The organism is Paenibacillus pinistramenti, assembly GCF_005869875.1.
Classification (GTDB): Bacteria; Bacillota; Bacilli; order Paenibacillales; family Paenibacillaceae; genus Fontibacillus; species Fontibacillus pinistramenti.
In genome coordinates, this window is the sequence record NZ_VAWG01000001.1 from 28,664 (window position 1) to 48,357 (window position 19,694).

Consider the following 19,694-nt stretch of genomic DNA (forward strand, 5'->3'; position numbering starts at 1 on the left):
TTGGATTAACGGTTTTCTTCTACAATGCGAAGGGTATCGCGTGCGATAACCAGCTCTTCGTTTGTTGGAACAACGAGAACTTCCACCTTCGAATTCGGAGAAGAAATGCGGCGCGGCTCGCCGGAACGGATCTTGTTCAGCTCCGGATCGATCTCGACGCCGAGGTATGTCAGATTTTCGCACACTTTTTCACGTACGATTGCAGAGTTCTCACCCACGCCCGCGGTAAAGACAATCACGTCTACCCCGTTCATTGCCGCAGCATAGGAGCCGATGTATTTCCGGAGACGGTATTCGTACATTTCAAAGGCCAAAGTAGCGTTAGGCTCGCCGGCTTCAAGTCCGTCCGTAATGTCGCGCATATCGCTGCTGCTTCCGGAGATCGCCAAGAGGCCGCTGTGCTTATTCAACATGGAGTTCACTTCGCTGATGCTGAGCTCTTCCTTGTTCATGACAAAGGTAACTACGGCCGGGTCCAGGTCACCGCTGCGCGTACCCATCATCAGACCTTCAAGCGGCGTAAGGCCCATTGAAGTATCCATAGATTTGCCGTCTTTAACCGCAGTCAAGCTGCCGCCGTTCCCGATATGGCAGGTAATGATCTTCAGGTCCTCAAGCGGACGGTTCAGGTATTCGGATGCTATGCGGCTAACGTAATAATGGGAAGTGCCGTGCATGCCATAGCGGCGGACGTGGTGTTTCTTATAAAGAACTTTAGGAATCGGATAAAGGAACACTTTCTCTTCCATCGTCTGGTGGAAAGCCGTATCGAACACAACCACCTGCGGTACTCCAGGCATGTTCTTCTCGGCAGCTGTAATACCGGAAATAGCCGGCGGATTGTGCAGCGGCGCCAGATCAAACAGACGGCGGATTTCCGCTTTGGCTTCCGGAGTTACGAGCGCAGAGCTCTTGAAGTATTCGCCGCCATGCACAACGCGGTGGCCCACTGCTTGGATCTCGTCAACGGAGTTCAGTACACCGTGTTCTTGATCCACCAGCTTATCCAGCACTTTGCGGATAGCCGTAGTATGCTCCAGAATTTCGCTGACCTCTGTCACTTCTTCTTTGCCGGTCGGCTTATGCGTCAGAATGGAGGAATCCATCCCGATTCTCTCCACGAGGCCTTTGGCCAATACCGATTCATCAGTCATGTCATACAGCTGGTATTTCAGGGAAGAGCTTCCCGCGTTGATTACGAGTAATTTCACAGACGGTCACCATCCTTGTCGTATTTGAAAAATCCTTCGCCGGCCTTAACGCCCAGATTGCCTGCGCGGACCATTTTCTTCAACACGAAAGAAGGGCGGTATTTGAGCTCGCCGAAATCGCGGAACATCCGCTCAAGCGCCGCCAGGACAGAATCGAGGCCAAAACGGTCAGCCATTTCAAGCGGTCCGTACTGGAACTGATAGCCGATGCGCATTGCATCGTCAATATCCTCTGCGGAGGCTACGCCTTCACCCAGGACGTGCAGTGCTTCGTTGATCATCAGGCAGATGATCCGGGAAGTCACAAACCCTGGAGATTCGTTAACCATAATGCCGCGCTTGTCGACGACTTCTTCAACGAACGCCTTTGTTTCTTCAAAGGTTTGGTCAGAAGTTTTGAGGCCGCGGATAATTTCAACCAGGCTGATTTTAGAAACAGGATAAATAAAGTGCATGCCGATCACGCGTTCCGGATATTTGGTGGAACCCGCAATCTCGGTGAGGCTCAATGTTGAGGTGTTGCTTGCAAGAATAATGTTGCTTGGACATACCTGGTCGAGCTTTTGGAAGACTTTCTTCTTCGCTTCCAAATCCTCGGAAATGGTCTCAATGACCATATCGGCCTGCCCCAGATCTGCCAAATGAGTTACTTTTTGAATTTTCGACAAAATCAGCTTTTTCTCTGCTTTTGTGATCGCCCATTTCTCGAGCTGCTTGTCAAGGCTGGTTTCAATCATATCGTAAGCATAATTCAGCTTCGCTTCATTCTCTTCAACCAGAAGCACGTCTAGTCCTTTGCCAGCCAGCATTTCACAAATGCCCTGCCCCATCGTGCCGCCGCCGATAACTCCTATTTTCTTAAAGTTCATGGTTCTCTTACTCCATCCTTTCGTCTTATCCTTCTACATAATATACCCTTGATGTCGAAGAATACATCTTTCTACACCCAACATATAATAATATCTTAGCACGGGCAAAAAGTAAAAAAAAATAACCGGCTGAATAAATCAGGCCGGCTGCAGTGCATTGTCACGAAATAGACATCTAAACTCGTCTCCAGACATCCGTTCATCCTTAAACAAGATGTCGAGGGAACGGTCAAACACTTCAGAATGGTCAATCAGCAGCTGTTTGGTGCGGATCGCCAGGTCATCGAGGATCGACTGGTTCTCCTTCATCAGCACTTCAGTAGTGACCATATCCATATTTACAATCCCAAGGGATGTCAAGCCTGAGGTCATCATGGTCTGCACCAGGTTCAGCGCCTGCTCGAAATCGTTGCGCGAGCCTGTGCTTCGGCCCCCGTAATAAATCTCTTCCGCCGCCGCTCCGCCGAGCGCCACCATGATCTGGCCTTCCAGATAACTCTTGGTATACAGATACTGCTCCTCCTGCGGATTATGACGGACGTAACCCAAAGCTTGTCCGCGCGGGCTCAGCACAACCTGGTTGACGCTTCCCGGTGCCACAATTTCGGCCATAATCGCATGTCCCAATTCGTGGATAGCCACCCGGCGTTTCTCTTCCTGGGTGGACTCACGGTCTGTCTTCTCGCCCAGCATGACTTTGTCGACCGCCATCGAAAGATGCTGCTGCCGGATATGCGGCTCATTACTGCGCATCGCATAGATAGCCGCTTCGTTCATCACGCTCTCCAGCTGCGCGCCTGAGAAGCCGTAGGATTCCTCTGCTACCCGTTCCAGACTTACGGATTCGTGGATCGGTTTATTTTTCGCGTGGATATCCAGAATCATCATACGGCCTTTCTTATCCGGCAGATCAACCTGGATATGACGGTCAAACCGGCCCGGACGCAGCAGGGCGCTGTCCAGCATTTCCTTCCGGTTGGTAGCTGCAATAATCAGAATGCGCGGTGATTCAGACGTATAAATCCCGTCCATCTCCGTCAGCAGCTGGTTCAGCGTCTGATCATACTCACGCTGCTGCCCGCCTTCTCTCTTCCCGCCGATGACATCAATTTCATCAATAAAAATAATCGCATTCTGCTTGTTCTCTTTCGCTGCCCGGCTGCGGGCTTCTTTGAACAAATCACGGATGCGGCTCGCGCCGACCCCGACGTACATTTCCACAAACTCACTGCCTGACGAAGCGACAAATACCGAATTTGTATAATGAGCTGCCGCCTTAGCCATCAGCGTCTTGCCTGTTCCCGGAGGGCCTGTCAGCAGAATGCCTTTAATTGGACGAATGCCGAACTTCTGGATCTCTTCATGCCGGACCATAAAGTCGAGCGCTTCACGAAGCTCCTGCTTGGCACTGTCCTGGCCCCCGATTTCTTCAAAGGTCAATTTGGCAGGGCCTGATTTCTTGCGTTTCCGTTCCTGGGAAGCACCAACCGCAAGACCGCCTCTCATCACCGATAAGGTGTACAGAGCGCCAAGCATGATTACTGCCACGATCACAGGTAAAATATTCAAACCGATATAAGCCAGAAAAATAAGAAGAACCGGAACAAAACCGATCAAAATCTCTTTGGTCCATTTAGGCATTGTTCCACACCCCCAGTTGTTCGCCGGTACGCGGCAAAATAATAAACTTGCTGGCATCTCCATCAGTCAGCGTAATATAGACGTTGGTATCGTCCATCTCAGCCGTTGCCTTCAGGCCTGGCAGATCAGCCGTCATCTCATTCAGCGTGCTGGTAATTTCAGTATAACGCTTGTTCTCCATCGCTTCGGCTATCGGAAACAAGGCTTCCGACCACCATTTATCCAAAGCGTCATTGGAATGGTCCTTCACTTCTACCTGAAGCTCCTTGCCGGCAATCAGCGAAGCGCCGTTATCCTTGATATGCTGGATCAAATCTCTTAAATCCGTTCCCGGCTCCAAATCGAGTTTCAAACCGACCGTACTGTGGGTAATATCAAACTGGGCGCTGTTGACGCCGTCATATTCCTTAACCATTTTCTCAAGCGGACTCTGAAGCGCAATCTGACGGTAACCGTACCAGCCGCCAAACAGCAGGAGGGCCGAAACGACTACAGTAGCAACAATCGGAAATAGACGCAGTTTCAAGTAAAATCCTCCTCTTTATCTAAAAGTGCAATCATTAATGATGTTATTGATATATCACTTGCTATACTACCGACTATCCAAACGCGCTGGAATTCATCGCGTTTCTTTGCTGATCTCAAATACAGAATCTAGTATATCACAGAATATATATCAATCTCATATAAAAATATGAACTTATTTTTAATTTTAAGGATTTTTTCTCAAAATCAGTGAACCTATCAAAGCTTTGCCATTGACTCGCCAGAAAAAAGGAGCATCCTCCGCGGAGGTGCTCCTTTAATGCTGTATATACTGCTATATTTCTTTGCTGATATATTTTATTTCTGCAATATTCTTTGCTCCCATACGCCGCTTTGTTGCAGCTTTGTTTGAGCTGCTATCGGTTTGGAAGCGTGAACTCTTCAGTAAGCGCCTCACCGGTAGCAAAGCTGAAGAAGCGGTAATAGTAATGGTCTTTCTCTTTATAATAGAGCTGCCATACATATTGGCCGTTGTAAACGCCGGGAACCAGCCGTTTGATTGCGGCATCCGGCATCAGCGCTTTAATCTGGCTCTCGATGGCTTTCTTGGTTGAACCCGTGTTGACTACTTCGGCATGAGGTGCTTTGCCTTCCTCAATCCAGACCATGATATGCTCATCCGAAGCGTTTTTGCCTTCGACTACCCAGCATACATCATCCCAGACCGATTTGGTGACCCCGATTGTCTTGACCAGACCGGCCTCCTGCTTCGCTTTGAGAATAGCCGCATCCTCCTGGCTCCAGGTATCCTGCATGGTATACACATAATAACGGTAGAGTCCGAAGAGGACGGCAGCTGCGATCAGAATTGCAGTCAGGATCCATTTTGTCCTTGTCCTCAAAGCTTCAACTCCCTCCTCTCCCAGCCTTCACTTCCGCTTGCGCCAAACGGCTTATCGGGCAAGGAGACCTTCAAACGCCTTCTGGGCTTCAAAGCGGATCCGCTCTTCATCTAAAGTCAGGCATTCGCGGTGTTTGACCACCTGGCGTCCGTCAACCCATACATGTTCAACGTCCTGTGCAGCCGCTGAATATACGGCATGGGAGATGAAATCGGTTCTTGGCAGAAAATGAGCCTGCTCGGTATTCAGCGCAATAAAATCGGCCTTCATTCCCGCTTTCAGCGCACCTACCTCAGGAAGGAACAGCGATTTAGCGCCGTATTCCGTCCCCATTTTTAGAGCTTCCAGAGCCGGAACCGCCGTTGGATCTCCTGTTACGCCTTTATGAATCAAAGCTGCCAGACGGATTTCTTCAAACATATCGAGATTGTTGTTGCTGGCTGGTCCGTCCGTTCCCAATGAAACCGTTACGCCAGCCTTCATCAGGTCAACCACGCGGGCTACCCCGCTCGCCAGCTTCAGGTTGCTGCCCGGGTTATGGGATACACCGACATGATTCTCGGCAAGAATCTGAATCTCTTCATCCGTTAAATGAACCGCATGCGCAACCAGCGACGGCCGGGAGAACAATCCCAGCTTCAGCAGATGCTCCACCGGACGCACACCGTAATCCCGCACGTTTTGCTCAACCTCGGCGAGGGTCTCGGACATGTGGGCATGCAAAGGCAGATCCAGATCATGGGCCGCCTGCACAATTCTTTCAATATAGTCCGGAGGGCAGGTGTATGGCGCATGTGGCGACATCATGGACGTAATACGGCCGTCAGCCGCACCGTGCCACTGCTTCGCAAAGCTGACCGCATCCTCAAGCTTGGCCGTTTGAACCTCCGGCGGGCACAGCCCGATCACTCCGCGGGTCAGAACGGCGCGGATGCCGCTCTCTTCGGCAACCTTTCCCACCTGGTCCATGTGGTCGTACATATCCAGAAAAGTGGTTGTGCCGCCCTTGAGCATTTCAAGCACGGACAGCGCAGTTCCGTGATAAACGTCTTCGCTGGTGAATTTGGCCTCCATCGGCCACATTTTCTCCTGCAGCCAAACCTGCAGGGCGAGATCGTCACCATAACCGCGGAGCAGCGACATGGCGGCATGGCCGTGGGTATTGACCAGACCGGGGAGAAACAGTAGACCAGTTCCGTCAAATGTTTCAGCCGCTTCTTCTCCTGCAGGTAATTCTTCGCCAATGTACTTAATCCGGTCATCTTCGATCAGCATATAACCGCGCACGACCGGCTGCTCAGAATTCATTACGGCAAAAGTACCGTTCTTAATCAACCATTTACGACTCATCCGAAGTTTCCTTTCCTTGATCCAAATAGTAAGCGAGGCTTAGCAGGTCTGTTGTAAAGTCGGCTGCATGCACCCGGACCTCTGCCGGAACCTTTAAAATGACCGGCGCAAAATTCAGAATGGCCTGAATGCCGGCTTCGACCAGCTGGTCCGCAACTCTTTGGGCCTCCCAGTGCGGAACGGTAATAATTCCGATGCGGACTCCCATATTCATGACAGTTGCCTTCAGTTCCTCGATCGGCTGAACAGTCAAATAGTTGATCCGGCTGCCGATTTTGGATTCCGATGCATCAAACACTGCAACGATCTTCATATTGTCCTTCAAATACATATTGTAATTGGAGAGGGCTTGACCTAAATTACCGGCCCCCACCAAGGCTACACTAATCTCCTGATCCAGATTCAGGATCTGGCGGATCTTCTCGATCAGATAAGCTACGTCATATCCGATGCCCTTGCGGCCGAAATCTCCGAAATAAGCGAGATCCTTACGGATCTGGGCCGGGTTCAGATCGAGATTTTGTCCGAGCTCCTGCGAGGATACCGTCATGACGTCGCGGCTCTGCAGCTCATTCAAATAACGAAGATATACAGGCATGCGCCGGACGACGGCATCCGATATTTTTTCAGATTTCATTGTTATTCACCCTTTACTGCGCCTTCCTCGGCGCGATTTTCCATAGGTTCAAGCCACTCCGCGATCCGGGGGACCATTTGGCTTAGCGGCATATGCTCCATCTTGGGACCCGGGAGGGAATATAGAAAATGCTTGCCATAATAGGTATCCAGAATCCGTGTATCGTACACAATAACGATTCCCTTATCCCTCGAGGTCCGGACCAGCCGGCCAAACCCCTGCTTAAAGCGGATAACCGCCTGCGGCACGGAGAGCTTGGTGAACGGGTTCTTCTTCTGCTGCTGCAGACGTTCGCTCTTGGCTTCCACCAGCGGATGATTCGGAGGCTGAAACGGAAGACGGACAATGGCCAGGCTTGTCAAAGCGTCACCCGGAATATCAACGCCCTCCCAGAAGCTGCTCGTTCCAAGCAGAACCGAAGCATCCTTGCTCTGAAAGCGTCTCGTCAATTTGGTCCGGCTGCCGCTGTCCATTCCCTGCCCGATCACCGTAATCTGATGAGCGGAGAGCTTCTCCTTAAGCGGTTCGTACACCTGCTTGAGCATCCGGTACGAAGTGAACAGGACAAGCATCCTGCCGTTTGTTGCAGCTGCCGATTCGGCCAGAGAATCAACGAGTGTATTTACAAAATGAGCATCGCCGACGCTGCCTTTCACACTTGGAAAATCCCGCGGAATCACGAGCAGCGCCTGCTCTCTGTAATTAAAAGGAGAAGGAAGAATCGCGGTATTAAGCCGGTTCTGCTCACCCGCATCCTTCAATCCCAGCTGATCGATCATATAATCAAAGGATTTGTCTACGGTCAGGGTCGCTGAAGTCATGACAACACTCTTCCTCTTGTCGAAGAAGTACGTCTGCAGCTGCTTGCTGACATCAATCGGAACCGCGTAGAGCTGAAGGGACTTGCTGCGGTAATGGCCGTTGGCTTCCAGCCAGTAGACATTATCCTCGCTGTCCAGCTTCATGAAGCTGCGCAGGGAATCGCGTTCACTGCCGAGATCCTTGAGCAGTCCGCCTATATCTGTCAGAAGCCCTTCGGCGCCGTAATCCTCCTGCTCTTCCTTGATTTCAGCCAGCAGCCGGTCTCCTTTGCGCAGCACCTCGCTGATGGAGACATGAATCTGATTCTCCAGGACGCTTAAGATCTCCCACTGCTCCGGTTTCCGGGAGGGGAGGAGTCTTTTTACAAATTGTCCCGGCTCTCCCGGCGCTGCGTCGCTGCGTTCCGACATCAGCCCGAACATCAGCTCCGTCAGTTTGTCCCAGCTCTCCTTCACTTCAAGCAGGGCAGGATAGAGAGAGTCAATGGTCTCCGCCCAGCCCGAAGCCTTCTCGGCTCCAGACGATGCAAGCAGAAGCCGGAGATTCGGCAGCTGGCCGGTGCGGCTGTCTTTAAACAGCCGGGTTAATGTATGGATAAAGGAAAAATAATTCATATGCAGACCCAAATGTTTGCCTGCTACATCCTCAAGATGATGGGCTTCGTCGATGACAAGCCTCTCGTAAGCGGGCAGCAGCTGATGGCCTGCCTGTATATCAGTAAAGAGCTTCGAATGATTGGTAATGACAACATCGGCTACACTTGCTTCATGTTTGGCGCGGTGATAGAAGCATTTGCGGAACCAGGGACAGGCGCGTCCCAGACAAGAGTCCGATTCGCTGGCAACCGTATCCCAGAAATCGCCTCCGCGGCCGAGATTCAGCTCCTCTGCATCCCCTGTTTCCGTCTGGCTTAACCAGACGATCATCTGGGCAGCCGTAATGGAATCCTCTTTAGGACTTACAAAGTCACGCCGGCTGAGCTTGTGTTCAAACTTGCGCAGACATAAATAGTGCTGCCTTCCTTTAAATACCGCTGCCCGGAAAGGAAATGGCACGGCTTCCGTCAATAACGGGATATCCCGTTCCCTAAGCTGCTCCTGCAGATTAATGGTATGAGTGCTGACCATGACCTTCTCCCCGGTTTTGACCGAGGAATAAATGGCAGGCAGCAGATAGCCAAGGCTTTTTCCCGTGCCGGTTCCGGCTTCCACAAGCAGATGCTTATCTTCAGCAAAAGCCTGCTCCACCTCATGGAGCATAATGTTCTGCGCTTCCCGCTCCTCGTAATAAGGCAGCTTGAGCTTCAGGTTGTCCTGAACCTGTCCCAGAAAGCTTTCAAAGGTTACGCCGGAGAGCGGATTCTCTTCCATTTCATGCCTAGCAGGCAGAATATCCATCCAGTCGTCACTGGCAAGCGCAAACTGCCGGTAATAAATATAACCAGCATCATCGGTTTGCTCCGCCCGGCTTTCCCGTTCCGCTAAGAGGGCATCAAAAAACCAGCCCAAATCACTGTCCTCCGCAGCAAATAAATCCGCAAGCCTCTGAATTGTAATCAGAGGAAGCTCAGCAAGCTCCTCCAGACACTTCAGAAAGATCAGAGCCGTAGCGACAGCGTCGCTGTCCGCCTGGTGCGGACGGTCATGCTGCAGCCCGAATTCCGAGCTGACAAGCCCGAGCTGGTAGGAATGAAGGGATGGAAAGCAAATTTTCAAGAAATCCATCGTATCCAGAATGCGGCCTGTAAAAGGAAGATAACCGCTGCTATCCAAAGCCTGCTGCAGGAAATTAAAGTCGAAAGCGACATTGTGGCCTACCAGCACCACATCCTCCAGCAGAGGGACCATTTCCATCAGCACTTCATCAATCGCAGGCGCATCGGCAACATCTTCTTCGGTAATGCCAGTCAATCCCGTAATGAATGGAGGGATCGGCACACCTGGTTTGACATAAGAAGAATAAACCTTTGAAATGGTGGAATCATGATCTATGATGGCAAGCCCTACCTGAATAATTTCGTCAGAGGACTGATTACCTGTCGTTTCAAAATCAAGCACAGCATACTTCATTGGTTTGTAAAATCCCTTTCTTTCGGGGTCTATCCCCTAGCATAACAAAAAATAACCCGTTTGAAAATTAAACGGCAGACCGGCAGGTGAAATGCTGCACGTGGACAGCCTTGGACCACGTTTCAGTTTTCACAAGTGCTGTCTGAAAAAAACGATGCGTTTTCACGCATCGCCTACGCATTGGCCGCTTCACAAGAAAGTATGCAGCTGGCCCTCAAATTGAAAAGCTCCCTTGTTCGCCATGCACGCCTCCAGGTTGGCTAGAGGCTCCGGCAGGCTGGGGTCAAGCTTATACGCAGTTAAAAATAATTCCCGCGCCTTCTCCGGGCGGCTCTCCATTGCCGCAATGCAGCCGAGCGCGTTGCAGCAGACGGCTTTAAGCCTCCTGTCCTCACCGTGAGTCAGAATATAGCTGAAATAACCGGCCGCATTCTTCCGGTCGTCCAAATGGATGCAGCAGGCTGCAAGGAACAGCAGCGGAAGCGGACTGTCCGGGTATTGGCAGGAAGCGTGCTCAAACTGCTCGGAGGCCTGTTTGTACATTTGCAGGCTGAAATACCCTTGCCCTCTTTCGAATGGTCCTCCATCCAGCTCTACAATCTTCAGCTGGCTTGGAGCCTCGAAATTCCCGCATTTCCTGCGGATTTCCCCCATTTTCTCTTCCAGGGTCATCCATTCCTCGATAATGCCGTCACTCATTTGCTTCAGTACTTTCCATTTCATGCCCAGCACCTGCTTCTGTTCGCCGGTAGCAGCCGGATAGTAGCGGGCGATCTCCTCCAGTGTGCTGTTCATCTCCGCAAAGATATGTTCAAACATTACCCCACCTCACTGAATAAAAAATGAAATCAGTGCGAAACTGAACCGGAAATTTAGATTGGTTCAGGTTTATCTTCATTTTTTGTTCAAGCGGGCTTTTTCATTCTGCAGACCAATGATTACATAACGGGACCAGCTTTCTCTTGAGCAGGCCATTCTTATTGAACCCAAGGCCTCATGCCCTCAAGTCCTTCATCCGCATCAGCGGACGGTAGCGTGCATTTCCTTGTCGGCGGATTCGCTCGGGCGGTTGTTCTCGTCAACAAACACTACAGTCGGCCGGTGATTCTTCAGCTCCTCCGGAGACATTTGCGCATAAGAGATAATAATGACACTGTCTCCAGGCTGCACCAGACGGGCTGCAGCGCCGTTCAGGCAGATCACACCGCTGCCGCGGGGTCCTGTAATGACGTAGGTTTCGAGACGGGCGCCGTTGTTGTTGTTCACAATCTGCACCTTTTCGTTCTCAAGCAGATCGGCTGCTTCCATCAAATCCTCATCAATGGTAATGCTGCCGACATAATTCAAATTCGCTTCGGTAACCGTAGCGCGGTGGATCTTGGATTTCATCATCGTTCTATACATGAAGGGCCACGTCCTTTTTCTCAAATAACATATTGTCAATCAAGCGGGTGTTCCCAAATTTCACGGCCAGTGCAGCGATAAGATCCCCCTGGTAATCGTCTATACGGACTTGCTCGTCAAGCGGCTCCAGCTCCGGAAACGTAAGCACGTCTACATAATCAATCTCTGCTAACGGCTTGGACTGGATTCGCTCGGTCAGCCTGCGCTTCAGTTCGCCTGCGGTGGTCACTTTATGCTCCGTCACCAGGTCGTAAGCTTCCTTCAGGGAAGCCGAAAGAATCAGAGCCTGCGCACGCTGTTCGCCGGTCAAATACACATTGCGGGAGCTGAGCGCCAGCCCGTCGCTTTCGCGCACGATCGGACAAGGCACAAGCTGCACGTCCATATTCAAATCACGCACCATCTGGCTGAGGACCGCAACCTGCTGCGCATCCTTCATCCCGAAGTAGGCAAAGTCCGGATTCACAATGTGGAACAGCTTTGCTACTACTGTGGTAACGCCGTCAAAATGACCGGGACGCGAAGCGCCGCATAAGCGGGAGGTGAGCTCCTCTACCCGGATTTTGGTTTTGGTAGGCTGCGGATACATGTGCTCCACTTCCGGCATAAAGACGATATCGACCTTCTCTTTCTCTGCCAGAGCCAAATCACGGGCGGCATCCCGCGGATACCGGTCAAGGTCTTCATTCGGTCCAAACTGGATCGGATTCACAAAAATACTGAGGACAACCACGTCGCTGCTTCTTGCCTCACGGAGCAGGCTGGCGTGTCCTTCATGGAGGAAACCCATGGTCGGAACAAGGCCTACTGTCAGCTCATGCCCCTGTTTGGCCGCTTCAAAGCGGCGGCGTTTCAATTCCTGCTGAAGCTCTTTAGGTTCTTTAATCGTGATCATCTTGCAGCGCCAACCTTTCTCTCTGCTTCATTGTCTGTTTGCTGCACAGCCTCCTGCTCAGGCTTGCTCTCCTTATTGCCGTACAGGGAGCCGACGACCCCTTCTTCCGCACCGAACACATGCTGCTCAGCCGGGAACAGACCGCCCTTCACTTCTTTCACATAACCTTCAATTCCCGCTTTGATCAGCGAACCTGCATCGGCAAAAGTCTTAACGAACCGCTTCTCGCGGTAGTTATCCGTATATTTAACCAAATCATGGAATACAAGCACCTGTCCGCTGCAGCCGCGGCCGGCTCCGATTCCAATCGTCGGGATTTCGAGCAGCTTGGTAATTTCAGCCGCCACTTCTTCCGTTACTAATTCGAGCACAACGCCAAATGCCCCCGCTTCCTGCAGCGCTTTGGCGTCTTCCAGCAGACGGCGCGCATCCTTGGCATCTTTGCCTTGGATACGATAGCCTCCAAGCTGATTGACCGACTGAGGCGTTAAGCCGATATGGCCCAGTACAGGTACGCCTGCACGGACGACAGCCGCAACCGTATCCGCGATTTCGGCTCCGCCCTCCATCTTGACGGCATGGACGTGTCCTTCCTGCATCAGCCGTCTTACGCCGCGCAGCGTTTCATCCAGACTGCCGTGGTAGGTCATAAACGGCATATCCGCAACAATAAAAGTATGCTCCGCGCCTCTCGCAACAGAACGGGAGTGGTAAACCATATCATCAAGGGTTACGGGAATTGTCGAATCGTAGCCAAGCACCACATTGCCCAGGGAGTCTCCGACCAGCAGCATATCTACCCCCGCTTCTTCAGCAAGCCTTGCCGATGGATAATCATAGGCGGTAACCATGGCGATCGGTTCGCCTTTCCGCTTCATCTTTTTTAATTTCAAAATGTTAAGAGCCTGTTTTGATGCCATTTTATCATTTCTCCTCTCGTAGTCGGCCTGTCCGGCGAACCGGACAATTTTACCTTTAAACATGACAAAAAAGCCTTTAGTTTACACTAAAAAGGCCCGAAAGTCCTAAGAAGAGTCACATGGCGATCGTCCCTTCTGTCTCGGTCCTTTCGGCTCAGAGCAGAATCCAGGCGTAACCGGAAATAACATAACCAACAATTTCATATTACGAAAAATAAATACTGCCCCAAGAGTGCTGTTCGGATAATCCGATACCGCCTCATAGGGACAGTATAACAAATGACGTTAACTTTTTCATCTGTCAATTTTCATTTTCATTTGCCATTCATTGGCGGTTCATTGACGGTTAATAGTGACGTCACCGGAGAAGACCTTTTCAGTGTCCCCGTTTGCCAGCTGAATGACCAGCGCACCTGAAGGGTCAAGCGACACGGCTGTACCCGACAGCTCCCGGTTCACCATCCGGACCGTAACCTCTTTATGCAGGCTGACCGATAATGCCTCCCATAATGCGGCGACCGGACCAAACCCCTCATCCAGATACAGGTTGTACAGCTTCTCCATTTCATTCATGATCCCGCCCGCCAGCTGCGCACGGTCCACAATCTGTCCGGCTTCAATTCTAAGGGAAGTCATGATGGAAGCGAGCTCATCCGGAAGCTCATCGGCCTGCATGTTGACGTCAATCCCGATTCCGACAATGCAGTATTTGATCCGTTCGTCTTCACCCGAGGATTCGAGCAGAATTCCGCAGCTCTTCCGGCCGCCAATCAAAATATCATTCGGCCATTTAATGCCGGCGTCCACTTTAGCGACAGTCCGGATCGCCCGGCATACCGCTACTGCCGTCATAAGCGTCAGCTGAGAAGCGGATCCGAGCGGCAAAGAAGGCCGCAGAAGCAGGCTCATCCATAGTCCGTTCCCGGGCGGAGAATACCACGTTCTCCCCATCCGTCCTTTGCCTTTCGTCTGCTCTTCGGCGATGACCAGCGTTCCTTCCGGCGCGTCCTGCTCGGCCAGCATTCTGACCTCATCCTGAGTCGATTCCGTGACCGGCAGCAGCTTCAGATTTCGTCCGAGCACGGATGTTTTGAAGGCCAGCATAAGCTCGAACGCTGCCAGCCTGGAAGGTTCACCGGTTAACCGGTATCCTTTGCGGGATACCGCTTCAAACTCATACCCGGCTTCACGCAGCTTGTTGATCTGCTTCCAGACAGCCGTTCTGCTGATCCCGAGCCGGCGGCTGATCTCCCCGCCGGATATATATTCCCCTGCATGTTCCTTGAACATACGCAGCAGCAGCTGTTCAGGCTGCTCGGATTCAAGATTTGATTCAAGATTATTCGATTCAACCTGATTTGATTCAGATTCCATGTTCAAAACGCTCCTTCACCGCATTCAGCAGCGCCGGCTGCTCATTAGAAAGGTCACCGGACGCTACCTGCTCCAGCAGCTCTTTCATCAGTTCGCCCAGCCACGGGCCTCCGCGGCGTCCGCTCAGCGCCATCACTTCACCCGCCGTTACAGCGAGATCAGACACCTGGTGAACCGGTACCTGTCTGTGCCACTCCTGTGCACGTTCAACGAGCAGAGCACGGTCAGGGTTCCTAAGGGCACCTGCGGATTTCAATGTTGTTTCCCGCTCGAGCCAAAGAGCGGTCGCCTCCCTGCCGCAGACAAGCTGAAGCTTTATCCAGCTGCGCCGCCAGTCCATGCCGCCCGAAGGGCTGGAAGGGCCGGAAGGGCTGAAAGAGCCGGAAGCTCCGGCGGCCCCTTCCTGCGCAGGCTCCAGCAGCCGGGCGGCGGCTTCGTCGAGCTGCAGCACAGAGACGACCTGCCGGGTCAGCACACCCGGGAAGGTCCAGGTGCGCAGGAGCGTCTCCGCGTCTGAGGCGGAGACGCCCAGCGCCTGCAGCAGCAGCGACCAGCGCAGCGCCGGACGTTCCGGCGCAAGCGCAGGCAGCGCTGCCAGGGCGGCCGGGCTGTCCTGCCCGGCCCCGGCAGGCAGCGGCGCTTTGGCCCGCTCCAGCAGGCCGCTGCGCCGCAGCAGCTCCAGGCCGCGCAGTGGACGCGGCCCGAGCACGATCCGCTCGAGCTCCGAGCGGATCCGTTCCACCGCGATGTACGACATGCCATCGCGGCACTGCACAAGCCCGCGCCAGAGGCTTGGGAGCGGCTTGAAGCCGAAGACGGAAGCGAAGCGGACCGCGCGCAGCATGCGCAGCGCGTCCTCTTCGAACCGTTCTTCGGGCTTCCCGACGCAGCGGATCCAGCCGCGTTCAATGTCGCGGCTGCCTCCGTAAGGATCGAACAGCTGCCCGTCCAGATTCCGGGCAATTGCGTTCATCGTGAAATCGCGCCGTTTCAAATCTTCGCCGATTCCCTCGACGAACTCAACCTCGGACGGTCTGCGGTGGTCGGCATAACCCGTTTCCCGGCGGAACGTGGTGACCTCAAACGAGAATCCTTCCAGCAGGACAGTTACCGTGCCGTGCGCAAGCCCTGTTGGCACTGTCCGCTCAAACAAATCTATAACCTGCCCGGGCTGCGCAGAAGTCGCAATATCCATATCGTGAACAGCCCGGCCCATCAATTCATCACGGACACAGCCGCCAACGTAATAAGCCTGATAACCGGCTGTTTCCAGACGGCGCAGAACCTCATCGCCGGCCGCCGCCATTTCGGGCTCAGCCTGAAGCCAATTCCGTTTCAAGCTTCATCCCCCGTTTCGCCAAAACCATCCATGTGCCGGCTCACCAGCCGCCGGCATTACGACCTTACATGCGATTCATGCTCGGAACCGCTGACTCCAGCACACGATAGTAAATTTGCTCATATTGTTTCGTAATTGCGCTGCTGCTAAATTCGGCTTCGGCACGCTTGATGCAGGCTGCCCTGAATTCTGCGGCCAGACTCTCATTGCTGAGCAGTTTGAGGGCATATTCCGCCATAGCAGCCGTGTCACCGATCGGTGCAAGATACCCCGTGCTTCCATGCTTGACCAGCTCCGGAATTCCTCCGGCAACCGAACCGATTGTAGGCACGCCGCAGGCCATGGCTTCAAGTGCAACCAGGCCAAAGCTCTCTTTCTCGGAAGGAAGCAGGAGCACATCAGCCAGTGAGATCACCTGGGCAATCTCGTCCTGTTTTCCAAGAAAATGAACCTTGTCCTCCAGGCCCATCTGTCTGATCTTATATTGAATCTTCGGGAGATCCGGCCCCTCGCCGACAAACAGCAGTCTGGCCGGCAGCTGACGGCTCACCCTGTCAAAGACGTCCACCACATCGCAAACCCGCTTGACCGGGCGGAAATTGGAGACGTGCATCATAATTTTTTCATCCGAGGACGCAAACTCTTTACGCAGCTCTTTGACATCCCTCGGATAATAAACGCGCTTATCCACAAAATTGTAAGTCAGGTCAATGTCCCTCGAAATATCCAGCAGCTCTCGCGTTTCGCGGATCAAATCATTGGATACCGAGGTAACCGCATCACTCTCGTTAATTGCCAGGCGGATCAGATCCTTAAGCGATTCGTCCTGGGCAATCACCGTAATATCCGTGCCGTGCAGTGTTGTAACGACTTTTAACTTGTCGCCGACCATCTGCTTGGCCAGAAACGCGCAGACCGCATGAGGCACCGCATAGTGAACGTGCAGGACATCGAGTTTTTCCCTTTTGGCTACTTGAGCCATTTTGTTCGCCAAAGATAAATCGTACGGCGGATAACGAAACACATAATAGTCGGTCACTTCGACTTCATGGTAATAAATATTTTTATTAAAAGCCCCCAGCCGGAACGGAACGCTGTGCGAAATGAAATGGACCTCATGGCCTTGCTCGGCAAGCAGCTTGCCTAATTCAGTCGCAACGACGCCCGATCCGCCAAGAGACGGGTAGCAGGTTATGCCGATTTTCAGCGGTTTGCTCAACTTCAGGACCACCTCTATATGATAGTAATATGGTTCAGTTCCGGTCAGATAAACCGTTCCATTCAGATAAACCGTTCAATCCGGTAAGGCGTTTTAACCGCAAAGCCTTCAGCCAGAGGAATAAGCTTTCTTTGTCCAAGAAGAGAATCCCTGGCTTTGACACGCTCGACGTAACCCTGGGTTAAAGGCGTGGATACCGAATCTTCGCCCTGAACCTGTTCAAACTGCGATTTATAGCAATTCAAAGCTCTCAGCTTGCTGTCATAATGATCCGTGACGTCAACAACCAGATCCGGAACTGCCCAGTCGTTAATAAAATAGAAGAACAAATCCTCAACAAGGACCGGCGGCTTGTCCGGCATATATTTCCGCAGCTTGGCGTTAAATACCGCTTCCTCTACAAGTCTGCTGCAGGCAACATGGTCCGGATGCCTGTCCTCCCAGTAAGGAGCAAAAACAATTTTTGGCGAATGCTTCCGGATCTCCCCGGTAACCGCAGCAATATGCTCGGGAGTAAGATACAGCCCTCTGTCAGGCAGCCCTAAATTGGACCGGACCTGCAGCCCCAGCACGGCTGAAGCCTCATAAGCTTCCTTCCTGCGGCGCTCCACATCCCCGTTTGATGACATTTCCGCAAAGGTCAAATCACACACGCCGACCTTAAGTCCAGCTGCCGTATGTTTGGCGATCGTTCCGGCCATGCCGATCTCGGCATCGTCTGCATGCGCCCCAAAGATCAGGATGTCAAGCCTGCTCATTTCTCAGCCTTCGGCTTGTGCAGCTCCACAAGTTCACGCCAGCCAAAGTCTCCCCGGTCCAGCGCCTTAATCATGATTTCTGCCGTAGCCATATTCGTAGCCACTGGAATGCCGTGCACATCGCACAGACGGAGCAGTGCGGTAATATCGGGCTCATGCGGCTGCGCCATCAGCGGGTCGCGCATGAAGATCACGAGATCCATCTCATTCTGGGCGATCAAAGCGCCGATCTGCTGGTCGCCGCCAAGCGGGCCGGAGAGAAAGCGGTGAATCGTTAAGCTCGTCGCTTCCATAATCCGTTGTCCGGTTGTTCCGGTAGAATACAGCTTCTTGTCCTTAAAAACATGCTCATAAGCCACTGCCAGATTGACGATATCCTCTTTTTTACGATCATGGGCAATAAACGCAATATTCAGCATAACCGAAAATCCTCCCTCTACTCCATTAAGTGCTCAAAGCCGTACAGCATTCCTTTATAATTCATAACCCTCTTGACTGCGTGGTTAACGCCCGGCATATAGGCGGAACGCTCGTAAGAATCGTGCCGGATCTTCAGGCTTTGGCCAAAATCCGCAAAAATCACTTCCTGCTGGGCAAATACCCCCGGCAGCCGCACACTGTGAATCCGGAAGCCGTTATAGTACCCGCCTCTAGCCCCTTCAATAGTTTCTTCTTCATTCGGATTGCCTTGTCTGATCTCCTGACGGTTCGCCGCAATCCATTCCGCTGTCTTAACCGCTGTGCCCGACGGAGCATCCAGCTTCTGGTCACCATGATATTCAATAATTTCGAGATTAGGAAAATATTTGGCCGCCTGGGCGGCAAACTGCATCATAAGAATAGCCCCGATCGAGAAGTTGGGGGCAATAAGTCCGCCAATGCCTTGAATCTGGCACTGCTTGTCCAGCTCCTCAATCTGCTCCGGGGTGAAGCCTGTAGCTCCCACCACCGGACGAACTCCGAGCGATATGGCGAGCTGGGTATTGGCATAGACTGTTTGCGGTGTCGTGAAATCCACGAGCACATCAGCTCCGGACGATTTCAGCGCCCTCTCCAGATTGTTCTCGATCAAGACGCCGGAAGCCGGCAGGCCAACCAGCGTACCGGCATCACTTCCGGTGTGCGATCGGTTGACCGCACAAACAAGCTGCAGCTCTTCGTCCTGCAGAACCATCTTGACGACTTCCCGGCCCATTTTACCGGCTGCACCCGCAACCGCTACTCGTATTTGATCAGCCATATGATGTCCTCCCATTTTGCTAGTTTGATGTGTGATCGATATAGGTCTTAAATCGCTGCTCCAGCTTTTTCAAATGTGCGGATACGGTATCATCCTGCATTAAAGCCGATGCTTCCCAAATGGCATTAAGCGCTTTGCGGTAATCTTTGAGTTCCCCATAGGACAAGGCAAGCCAAACCTGAGCCTCGGCAGACAGGGGATCAAGCCTTGCCGCCTGCTCCAGCAGAACCGCAGCCTCTGCCGCTTCACCAAAGTCATTGTCCTGCCTGAACTGCAGCTTCCTCACGGCCTGCCGCATTAAATCTTTGGCCTGCAGCCGCTGAAAATGCAGCTTGTAAGAGGCTTCATCCGGGTCAAGTCTGATTGCTTCCTCCGCTTTGCTGATCGCCTGATCCAGCTTGTCGCTCCTTGCGTAAGTGATGGAGCAGCGGTAGCGGATATCGGCCCGCTCAGGTTCAATGGCTATAGCTTGCTCAAACCAGCTGATGGCCCCTTCAAAATCGTTGTCCAGGATGCATCTGTAAGCCTTGTTCAAGAGATCATCCGCTTTCATCTGCT

General features: G+C 52.5%; 19 protein-coding genes. All 19 read right to left on the bottom strand.

Annotation, left to right across the window (positions count from 1 at the left end; genetic code table 11):
* Positions 1-5: 5 nt before the first annotated feature.
* Positions 6-1,211, bottom strand: a complete 1,206-nt coding sequence (locus FCN15_RS00125; RefSeq protein WP_138492923.1) for an acetate kinase — start codon at positions 1,209-1,211, stop codon at positions 6-8.
* A complete protein-coding gene (locus FCN15_RS00130; protein ID WP_138492924.1) occupies positions 1,208-2,080 on the bottom strand; it encodes a 3-hydroxyacyl-CoA dehydrogenase family protein in 873 nt (290 codons plus the stop codon). Before FCN15_RS00130 ends, FCN15_RS00125 begins: the two co-directional genes overlap by 4 nt.
* A 138-nt stretch (positions 2,081-2,218) precedes the next feature.
* Positions 2,219-3,721: an AAA family ATPase gene (locus FCN15_RS00135; protein ID WP_138492925.1), complete on the bottom strand. Its 1,503-nt coding sequence runs from the start codon at positions 3,719-3,721 to the stop codon at positions 2,219-2,221.
* A complete protein-coding gene (locus tag FCN15_RS00140; RefSeq protein WP_138492926.1) occupies positions 3,714-4,247 on the bottom strand; it encodes a hypothetical protein in 534 nt (177 codons plus the stop codon). The genes FCN15_RS00135 and FCN15_RS00140 overlap by 8 nt, the downstream gene beginning before the upstream one ends.
* A 376-nt stretch (positions 4,248-4,623) precedes the next feature.
* Entirely contained in the window at positions 4,624-5,109 is a 486-nt protein-coding gene (locus FCN15_RS00145) for a cell wall elongation regulator TseB-like domain-containing protein (protein WP_138492927.1), read from the bottom strand.
* A gap of 51 nt (positions 5,110-5,160) precedes the next feature.
* A complete protein-coding gene (locus FCN15_RS00150) occupies positions 5,161-6,459 on the bottom strand; it encodes an amidohydrolase (protein WP_138492928.1) in 1,299 nt (432 codons plus the stop codon).
* Entirely contained in the window at positions 6,449-7,096 is a 648-nt protein-coding gene (locus FCN15_RS00155) for a redox-sensing transcriptional repressor Rex (RefSeq protein WP_138492929.1), read from the bottom strand. Before FCN15_RS00155 ends, FCN15_RS00150 begins: the two co-directional genes overlap by 11 nt.
* Before the next feature lie 2 nt (positions 7,097-7,098).
* Positions 7,099-9,987, bottom strand: a complete 2,889-nt coding sequence (gene dinG, locus FCN15_RS00160) for an ATP-dependent DNA helicase DinG (protein WP_138492930.1) — start codon at positions 9,985-9,987, stop codon at positions 7,099-7,101.
* Positions 9,988-10,176: 189 nt separating this feature from the next.
* Entirely contained in the window at positions 10,177-10,806 is a 630-nt protein-coding gene (locus FCN15_RS00165; protein ID WP_138492931.1) for a hypothetical protein, read from the bottom strand.
* Positions 10,807-11,007: 201 nt separating this feature from the next.
* Positions 11,008-11,391 carry an aspartate 1-decarboxylase gene (panD, locus tag FCN15_RS00170; RefSeq protein WP_138492932.1) on the bottom strand — a complete coding sequence of 128 codons (384 nt, stop codon included), beginning with the start codon at positions 11,389-11,391 and terminating at the stop codon, positions 11,008-11,010.
* The gene (gene panC, locus FCN15_RS00175) at positions 11,384-12,286 is read right to left on the bottom strand and encodes a pantoate--beta-alanine ligase (protein ID WP_138492933.1); all 903 of its coding nucleotides are present in this window, start codon (positions 12,284-12,286) and stop codon (positions 11,384-11,386) included. The genes panD and panC overlap by 8 nt, the downstream gene beginning before the upstream one ends.
* Positions 12,283-13,206, bottom strand: a complete 924-nt coding sequence (gene panB, locus FCN15_RS00180; RefSeq protein ID WP_138492934.1) for a 3-methyl-2-oxobutanoate hydroxymethyltransferase — start codon at positions 13,204-13,206, stop codon at positions 12,283-12,285. Before panB ends, panC begins: the two co-directional genes overlap by 4 nt.
* A 336-nt stretch (positions 13,207-13,542) precedes the next feature.
* Entirely contained in the window at positions 13,543-14,580 is a 1,038-nt protein-coding gene (locus tag FCN15_RS00185; RefSeq protein ID WP_138492935.1) for a biotin--[acetyl-CoA-carboxylase] ligase, read from the bottom strand.
* Positions 14,570-15,919, bottom strand: coding sequence for a CCA tRNA nucleotidyltransferase (locus FCN15_RS00190; RefSeq protein ID WP_238996439.1), 1,350 nt, complete (start codon positions 15,917-15,919; stop codon positions 14,570-14,572). Before FCN15_RS00190 ends, FCN15_RS00185 begins: the two co-directional genes overlap by 11 nt.
* 64 nt (positions 15,920-15,983) lie before the next feature.
* Positions 15,984-17,138, bottom strand: coding sequence for an N-acetyl-alpha-D-glucosaminyl L-malate synthase BshA (gene bshA, locus FCN15_RS00195; protein WP_138492936.1), 1,155 nt, complete (start codon positions 17,136-17,138; stop codon positions 15,984-15,986).
* Positions 17,139-17,200: 62 nt separating this feature from the next.
* Complete coding sequence (gene bshB1, locus FCN15_RS00200) at positions 17,201-17,896, bottom strand: bacillithiol biosynthesis deacetylase BshB1 (protein WP_138492937.1); 696 nt, start codon at positions 17,894-17,896, stop codon at positions 17,201-17,203.
* A complete protein-coding gene (gene mgsA, locus FCN15_RS00205) occupies positions 17,893-18,315 on the bottom strand; it encodes a methylglyoxal synthase (protein WP_203232057.1) in 423 nt (140 codons plus the stop codon). The genes bshB1 and mgsA overlap by 4 nt, the downstream gene beginning before the upstream one ends.
* A 17-nt stretch (positions 18,316-18,332) precedes the next feature.
* Positions 18,333-19,136: a 4-hydroxy-tetrahydrodipicolinate reductase gene (gene dapB, locus FCN15_RS00210; protein ID WP_138492938.1), complete on the bottom strand. Its 804-nt coding sequence runs from the start codon at positions 19,134-19,136 to the stop codon at positions 18,333-18,335.
* Positions 19,137-19,155: 19 nt separating this feature from the next.
* Positions 19,156-19,689: a tetratricopeptide repeat protein gene (locus tag FCN15_RS00215; RefSeq protein ID WP_138492939.1), complete on the bottom strand. Its 534-nt coding sequence runs from the start codon at positions 19,687-19,689 to the stop codon at positions 19,156-19,158.
* Positions 19,690-19,694: the final 5 nt, after the last annotated feature.